Origin of the sequence: Lactobacillus helsingborgensis (genome assembly GCF_000970855.1) — a bacterium.
GTDB lineage: Bacteria > Bacillota > Bacilli > Lactobacillales > Lactobacillaceae > Lactobacillus > Lactobacillus helsingborgensis.
The window spans coordinates 1,187,171-1,194,096 of sequence record NZ_KQ034046.1 but is presented as its reverse complement, the minus strand read 5'-3'; the positions used below and the strand labels follow the sequence as shown (position 1 = coordinate 1,194,096).

At 36.8% G+C, this 6,926-nt stretch carries 8 protein-coding genes; all 8 read left to right on the top strand.

Annotation, left to right across the window (positions count from 1 at the left end; translation table 11 throughout):
- Positions 1-275: 275 nt before the first annotated feature.
- The 8 genes from JF73_RS05535 (at position 276) to JF73_RS05505 (ending at position 6,760) form a co-directional block, all read left to right on the top strand.
- Entirely contained in the window at positions 276-2,303 is a 2,028-nt protein-coding gene (locus JF73_RS05535) for a peptidoglycan D,D-transpeptidase FtsI family protein (RefSeq protein WP_371212569.1), read from the top strand.
- A gap of 82 nt (positions 2,304-2,385) precedes the next feature.
- Positions 2,386-2,535 carry a 50S ribosomal protein L33 gene (gene rpmG, locus JF73_RS09535; RefSeq protein WP_081945351.1) on the top strand — a complete coding sequence of 50 codons (150 nt, stop codon included), beginning with the start codon at positions 2,386-2,388 and terminating at the stop codon, positions 2,533-2,535.
- A 53-nt stretch (positions 2,536-2,588) separates the two neighbouring features.
- Positions 2,589-3,164 carry a 5-formyltetrahydrofolate cyclo-ligase gene (locus JF73_RS05530; RefSeq protein WP_038523234.1) on the top strand — a complete coding sequence of 192 codons (576 nt, stop codon included), beginning with the start codon at positions 2,589-2,591 and terminating at the stop codon, positions 3,162-3,164.
- Positions 3,165-3,171: 7 nt separating this feature from the next.
- The gene (locus tag JF73_RS05525) at positions 3,172-3,852 is read left to right on the top strand and encodes a rhomboid family intramembrane serine protease (RefSeq protein WP_038523231.1); all 681 of its coding nucleotides are present in this window, start codon (positions 3,172-3,174) and stop codon (positions 3,850-3,852) included.
- Positions 3,852-4,070 carry a YqgQ family protein gene (locus JF73_RS05520; protein ID WP_046327300.1) on the top strand — a complete coding sequence of 73 codons (219 nt, stop codon included), beginning with the start codon at positions 3,852-3,854 and terminating at the stop codon, positions 4,068-4,070. Before JF73_RS05525 ends, JF73_RS05520 begins: the two co-directional genes overlap by 1 nt.
- Before the next feature lie 54 nt (positions 4,071-4,124).
- Positions 4,125-4,529 carry a rhodanese-like domain-containing protein gene (locus JF73_RS05515; RefSeq protein ID WP_046327299.1) on the top strand — a complete coding sequence of 135 codons (405 nt, stop codon included), beginning with the start codon at positions 4,125-4,127 and terminating at the stop codon, positions 4,527-4,529.
- 70 nt (positions 4,530-4,599) lie between these two features.
- Positions 4,600-5,520 carry a tRNA (adenosine(37)-N6)-dimethylallyltransferase MiaA gene (miaA, locus tag JF73_RS05510; RefSeq protein ID WP_046327298.1) on the top strand — a complete coding sequence of 307 codons (921 nt, stop codon included), beginning with the start codon at positions 4,600-4,602 and terminating at the stop codon, positions 5,518-5,520.
- On the top strand, positions 5,513-6,760 hold the full coding sequence (locus JF73_RS05505) for a methionine gamma-lyase family protein (RefSeq protein ID WP_046327297.1): 1,248 nt from the start codon (positions 5,513-5,515) through the stop codon (positions 6,758-6,760). Before miaA ends, JF73_RS05505 begins: the two co-directional genes overlap by 8 nt.
- Positions 6,761-6,926 lie beyond the last annotated feature (166 nt).

Genomic DNA, 6,926 nt, shown 5'->3' with positions numbered 1-6,926 from the left:
TTTCTTCTTTCTATATTAATCAACTAACATTATTTTATTACACTTTAGCAAAATACAGAAGATTTTTATTAAAGTGCTTACGAACACTTTATTTGCTTTACTTATTTTATAACTGTTAAAATTTTGGCAAAACCCCTTTTAATCAATAGAATTGTCTGTTGGTTTCTGATAAAATTACACTAGTTTAGTGAGGTTGAGGCTACGTGAATTTTTTTAAGAAAAAATTGAAAACAAAGAATGATAATTCAAAAAAACAGGCTTCTACTCCGGTCAGGATGAAAATAATTTTAGGAATTATTTTTGTGCTTTTTGCTACTCTAATTGGACAACTAGCGTATTTACAAATTGGCTATGGCTCCCGTTTTAAAGCTGAAGTCCAAAAATCTAATTCTGCTGTGGTTTCCAGTCAGGTTCCTCGAGGAGTAATGTATGATACTAAAGGTCGCGTTTTAGTTGGTAACAGGGCTAAAAATGCCATTACTTATACCAAAAGCGTCTCAACTACCACAGAGGATATTTATGCCATCTCTAACGCCCTTAGTCGCTATATTACAATTAACGATGAAAAACCGACTGAGCAGCAAGTAATTGATTATTATTTAGCTAATAAAAAAAATAGTGCCAAGGAGTCTGCCAAGGTACCAAAATCTGTCCGGCAAACTCAAGATGATGAATTAATCAATAAGAGAATCCAACAGCAAGTGAGTGCTGAGCATATTAAGCTAAATAAACGGGAAAGAACTGCGGCTTTAATTTATAACAAGATCTCTGGAGCGTACACGCTTTCTACAATCTATATCAAAAATAATCATTTGACTGACAAGGAAATCGCCAGTGTAGGTGAGCATCTTTCAGATCTGCCTGGCGTTGGAATTGGCACTGATTGGCAAAGGTCGTACCCAAATGGTTCCTCAATTCAGAGTATTATCGGTTCAGTTTCTACCGAAAAAGCAGGGTTACCTAGCGATAATCTACAATATTATTTAACTAACGGCTATTCCAGAAACGACCGGGTTGGCACCTCATATTTAGAAGAAAAATATGAACCATTATTAAAGGGAACTAAAGCAACCAGCAAAGTTTGGACTAAAAATTCAGGAGATATTGAACAGTCAAAATCTGTTTATTCAGGTCAGGCTGGCTCCAGTTTAGTCTTGACTCTGGATGCCCAGTATCAAAAAGAAGTCCAAAATTCTTTAGAAAAAATCTATTCTGCGGCCATTAGTTCAGGGGCTGCCCATTATTCAAACGGTGCGTATGCCGTCGCCATGAACCCTAAAACGGGTGCAATTTTGGCTATGGCAGGAATTAGCCGTGATCCTAAAAAAAATAAAACTACTAATAACGCATTAGGCGTTATTAACCAGTCCTTTGTTATGGGGTCTGCCGTTAAGGGAGCAATGGTAAGTGGTGGCTTAATCAATAAAGTTATTAGTCCCACAAACAACGTGATGCCTGATACACCGGTATATTTACCAAGTACACCTGTTAAGAAATCTGTCTATCCAATCGGTACTTTTGGCGCATTAGATGCAGAAACTGCACTCGAGGTTTCCAGTAATATCTATATGATGCACTTGGCAATGAAATGGGTGAAGGCATCTTATGTTCCTAAAAAATCAATTCACATGCCGCAAACTGCCTTTGAACCAATACGTAAGAATTTCAATATGTTTGGATTAGGTCAAAAGACGGGTATTGATTTACCGGGAGAGATATCGGGTATTCAAGGTAGATCGTTTAATGAGCAAGGATTAGTATTGCCCGGTTCAGTATTAGACTTGTCTTATGGCAACTATGATGCATACACTTTAATTCAAATGGTGCAGTATGTTTCTACTATTGCTAACGGTGGTTACCGGATGCAGCCCTATGTCGTGCAATCGATTGGTAGAACCTCAAATAATGGTAAAAAAATATATATTGATTATAATAGAAAGCCTAACGTCCAGCTTCGAATTCCGTGGACTCAAGCTGAACTCAATATTGTCAGACAAGGATTTTGGCGTGTTGTTCACGGCACTAACTCTTGGGGTACAGCTCATAAGTTGAAAAACGTCAAACCTGCTATATCAGGTAAATCAGGCACTGCACAGACATTTTACTATGATCCGGATAATCCTAATCAAAAAGATCCGCCTGAGTTAGTAAACGCTACTTTTGTCGGCTATGCCCCTTCAAAAAATCCTGAGATAGCTACTGCTGTAATTTTTCCAGGACTTGATCCCGAACTAGAAGGTTCGTATACTTTGCAGATGACCAAAGCAATGGTACAAAACTATTTTAAATTACATAAAAAATAGAAAAGTGACAATATTGCTGGCAATAATATTAGAAAAATGCTAAGATAATACAGTCAGAATAAAAGCGTAGGTGGTGAAAGAAATGGCAGACAACATCATTTTGGAATGCACCGAATGTGGCGATAGAAGTTACTTATCTAAGAAAAACAAGCGTAAGCATCCGGAACGTTTAAGTTTGAAGAAGTATTGCCCAGTTGAAAGGCATACTACTCTTCATCGTGAAACTAAGTAATAAACCAATATAGCAGGAGCCTATGCTCCTGCTATTTTTTATATGGAAGAATTATGACAAAGAAAGAAATTAGACAACAACAAATAGAAAAGTTGAGCAATTTTGCTGAAACACCAGAAAAAGATGCTGAAGATCAAATTTTGTTGAAAAAAATAATGAACTTGCAGTGGCTCAATGAATGTCAAACTGTAGGAATCACATCCTCTTTGACTTATGAAGTTGATACATCAGGATTGATAGCTCAATTATGGGATATGGGTAAAGATGTATATCTTGCCCGGGCTAATGATAATGCCGAACGGTCACAGGATTTTATTTACTATAGCTACATGACCAAGCTGACTAAGTCAAAATTCGGGGTTGCAGAAGTTAGTGAACCAGATGCACAAATTAACAACGACTTAGATCTGATCATCGTTCCGGGACTGGCTTTTGCTTTAGACTCTCATCAACGCCTTGGGTTTGGTGGCGGTTATTATGATCGCTTTTTAGCTAAACATCCACAATCAAAAACCGTTGCTTTAGTTAATTCGAAAATGATTTTTGAAACAGCTTCGTGGCAAGTTGAACCTACTGATATTGCAATTCAAACGATTATCACTCCTAATGCGGTTTTAGCAAATAAATGAGGTTATAATGGATCAGCGACAAAGATATAGAAATAGCTATATAACAATATGTATTTTAGTCATTCTTTTCGTGGTATTTTTAATAGAAACTTTCATTGGTGGTTCACAAAATACCTATGTATTAATTAAAATGGGTGCAATGAATAACTATGCGATTGTAGCTGGCAACCAATGGTGGCGTTTATTTACTGCGCAATTCTTACATATTGGAATTATGCACCTGATTTCTAATGCCGTAATGATCTATTATCTTGGTATTTATATGGAACCAATATTGGGTCATTGGCGCTTTCTAGTAGTTTATTTACTTTCAGGTGTCGGAGGAAATTTATTGAGCCTAGCTTGGGGTAGTGATAGTGCTATTAGTGCTGGCGCATCTACTGCTTTATTTGGCTTGTTTGGAGCAATGACAGCGACAGCATTACAAAATAGGAATAATCCTGTCTTAGTCTATTTGGGAAAACAATCCTTTTGGTTAGCTTTAATAAACATAGCATTAGATCTATTTGCACCTAATATTGATATTCAAGGGCATATTGGCGGCTTAGTGACTGGTTTTTTAATTGCTGTGATAATTGGAGATAGAACTTATAGAAAGTATTCTTTTAAAAAACGTGTGGTTGCTACCTGTATTTTAATTATTTATTGTGTAGCAACCGTCAGAATGGGCATGGTAATTAAGCTATAATGAAAACTCTATACGATGTGCAACAGCTATTAGAAAAGTATGGTATATTTGTTCATGTAGGTAAAAGAATATGGGATATTGAGCTCATGGCGCTTGAACTCGATAACATCAATCACTCGCATTTAATAGACCAGCACGATTATTTAGTAGCAAAGCTAATATTGCGACGTGAGTACGAATATGAAGAACGTCAAAATAAGGACAAACACGACTCTTAGAGCGATTTGGAATTATTTTGGTTTAAAAACTAATAATGGGAGAGAAGAAAATTTATGTCATCTTTTTTAGTTATTATAGACGCAATTTTAATTATAGTTATTCTAGCCTTTGTTGCAGTATGGCTATGGCATAAGATACAAACAAAACTTTTAGGTGGCGGAGATCTAACTAATGAGCAATTTAATCAGGGAATGCGGAAGGCGCAAGTGGTTGACTTACGTGAAAAAGCACCATTTAAAAGAAAGCATATTGATGGTGCCAGAAATTTGCCCTATACAATGCTCAAATATCAATATACGGAGTTAAGAACAGACTTACCCGTTTATTTGTACTCCGATTCTTTATCAGTAACGTTGCGCGCTGCCAGATTCTTACAAAAGAAGAATTTTTCATCAATCAAATGGTTGAAAACTGGTTTTGAGGACTGGGATGGACGGACGAAGAAATCTAAATATTAAATTGAAAACATGTTTGTTAAGCCATTCAAACGTGTTTTTTCTATATTAAATACAGAAAAAGGACACAAAAATGCAAAAGGTGCTAGCAATAGTCGGACCAACAGCAATTGGTAAAACTACACTGGCTATTGAGCTTGCCACAAAAATTAATGCCGAAATAATTTCGGGTGATTCAATGCAAGTTTATAAGGAAGTAGCCATTGGAACTGCCAAGGCAACGAAAGCGGAGCAAGAATTAGTTACTCATTATTTAGTTGATACTCAATCTATTTTTAAACCATATTCTGTTGCCGACTTTGTCACTCAGGCTGAAAAAGCAGTTGATGCAATTACTGCTAAGAAAAAGATTCCCATGCTAGTTGGAGGCACTGGCTTTTACGTCAATGCACTGCTAAATGAAATGAAACTGGGTGAACCAAAAAAGAAGCAAAAGGCAGTTGTCCCCGAATGGGAAAATTACTTAGCTGAAAATGGTAAAAAAAAGTTATGGGTTGAGTTAAATAACCGTGACCCAGTAGCGGCTCGGAAAATCCCCCCAAATAATTCACGTCGGGTTTTACGCGCATTAACTGTAATTACGCGCACCGGGCAAAAATTTTCCGAGCAACAAAAGGAAATAAACCCCCGGTATGATTATTTGATTATCGGGTTAAATTCTGACCGTGCAGAAATTTATCGTAGAATTGATCAACGTGTTGATCAGATGCTTGATCAAGGGCTTCTTGATGAAGCAAAATACGTATATCAGAATAGGGCGCAAGAATATACGATCTTGCAAGCCATTGGCTATAAGGAATTTTTCCCTTATTTTGCTAAAGAAGATAGTCTAGCGAGTTGCGTTAAGAATTTAAAGACAGCTTCTAGAAGATATGCCAAAAGGCAATTAACATATTTTCATCATCAATTACCTGTTTACTGGTTTGATCCCCTAAGGGATCCAGAATGTATGAAAAAAATTTTAATGAAAGTCGGGGAATGGTTAAATGAATAATTGGCCAGAAAAATTACAACAAATTGTAGCAGAAATTGATCAGGAAATTGCACCACAACTGGCAAAAATTGATCAAAATATTCTTTTTAATCAAAATAAGGTTTTACAAGCGTTTAAAGATAAGGCTGTAGCTGAATCAGACTTAATTGGCAGTACTGGTTACGGCTCAGATGACAGTGGTCGCGATAAACTTGACCGTATTTATGCCCAAATTTTTCACACAGAAGATGCTCTAGTACGCTCGCAGTTTGTCTCTGGCACTCATACTCTTGCTACAGCTATGGCTGGTAATTTACTTCCGGGTGACGAACTGATGTATCTTACAGGGATGCCTTATGACACTTTACAACAGGTTATTGGTATTGCCGGTGATGGTCGAGGCAGTTTGAAGCAATACGGCGTTAAATTTTCTTATGTAGAGCTGTTGTCTGATGGCAGTGTTGATTTTGAAGCGGCACGAAAATTATTAAGAGAACATCAACCGAAAATGGTAGTTATTCAGCGCTCACGTGGCTATAATACCAGAGCAAGTTTTACTGTCGCCAAGATTAAACCGATGATTGCGCTGATTAGGGAAGTTTCCCCTGAAAGTATAGTTTTTGTTGATAATTGTTATGGCGAATTTTCCGAACAACATGAGCCTACTGAATTTGGAGCAGATCTTATGGCTGGTTCGTTAATTAAAAACGCTGGCGGAGGTTTAGCTAAAATCGGTGGCTATGTTGTTGGTAAGCATGAGCTAATTGAAAATACGGCTGCACGACTCACTGCTGGAGGAATAGGTCGCGAAGAAGGCGCAAGCTTAAATAACAATCTTGATTATTTCGAAGGTTTATTTATTTCGCCAAGTGTTACCGGTAATGCAATTAAAGGCGCGATTTATTCCTCTGCACTTTTAGCAAGAATGGGATTAGAAGTTTCTCCCAAATGGAATGAAGATAGAACCGATTTAATTCAGACGGTAATTTTCCATGATAAAGATAAAATGATTAGGTTTGCCAAGGCTTTACAAGAAAACTCACCAATTAATTCATTTGTGGATCCGATACCAAGTAACGATACGGGATATGAAGATCAAGTTATTATGGCAGACGGCTCGTTTATTGAAGGTGCCAGTATTGAATTTTCTGGGGATGGACCAATTAGACCACCCTATGCGTTGTATATGCAAGGCGGTCTGACTTATGCCCACGTTAAAATTGCGATTACAAATGCTGTCAATGAATTATTCTTTAAATAGGTAATACTATTTATAAAAGTAAGGTAAAACTTTGGTAAAATTATTACTTTTTTTGTTAGACCACTTTACATTTATTTAAGGATTTGCTAATCTTTAATCTAGTTTAGACAAGAAGGTATTTCTAGTTTAAACCATACCAATTATTTTAAGATTTTTAGGTGGAGAA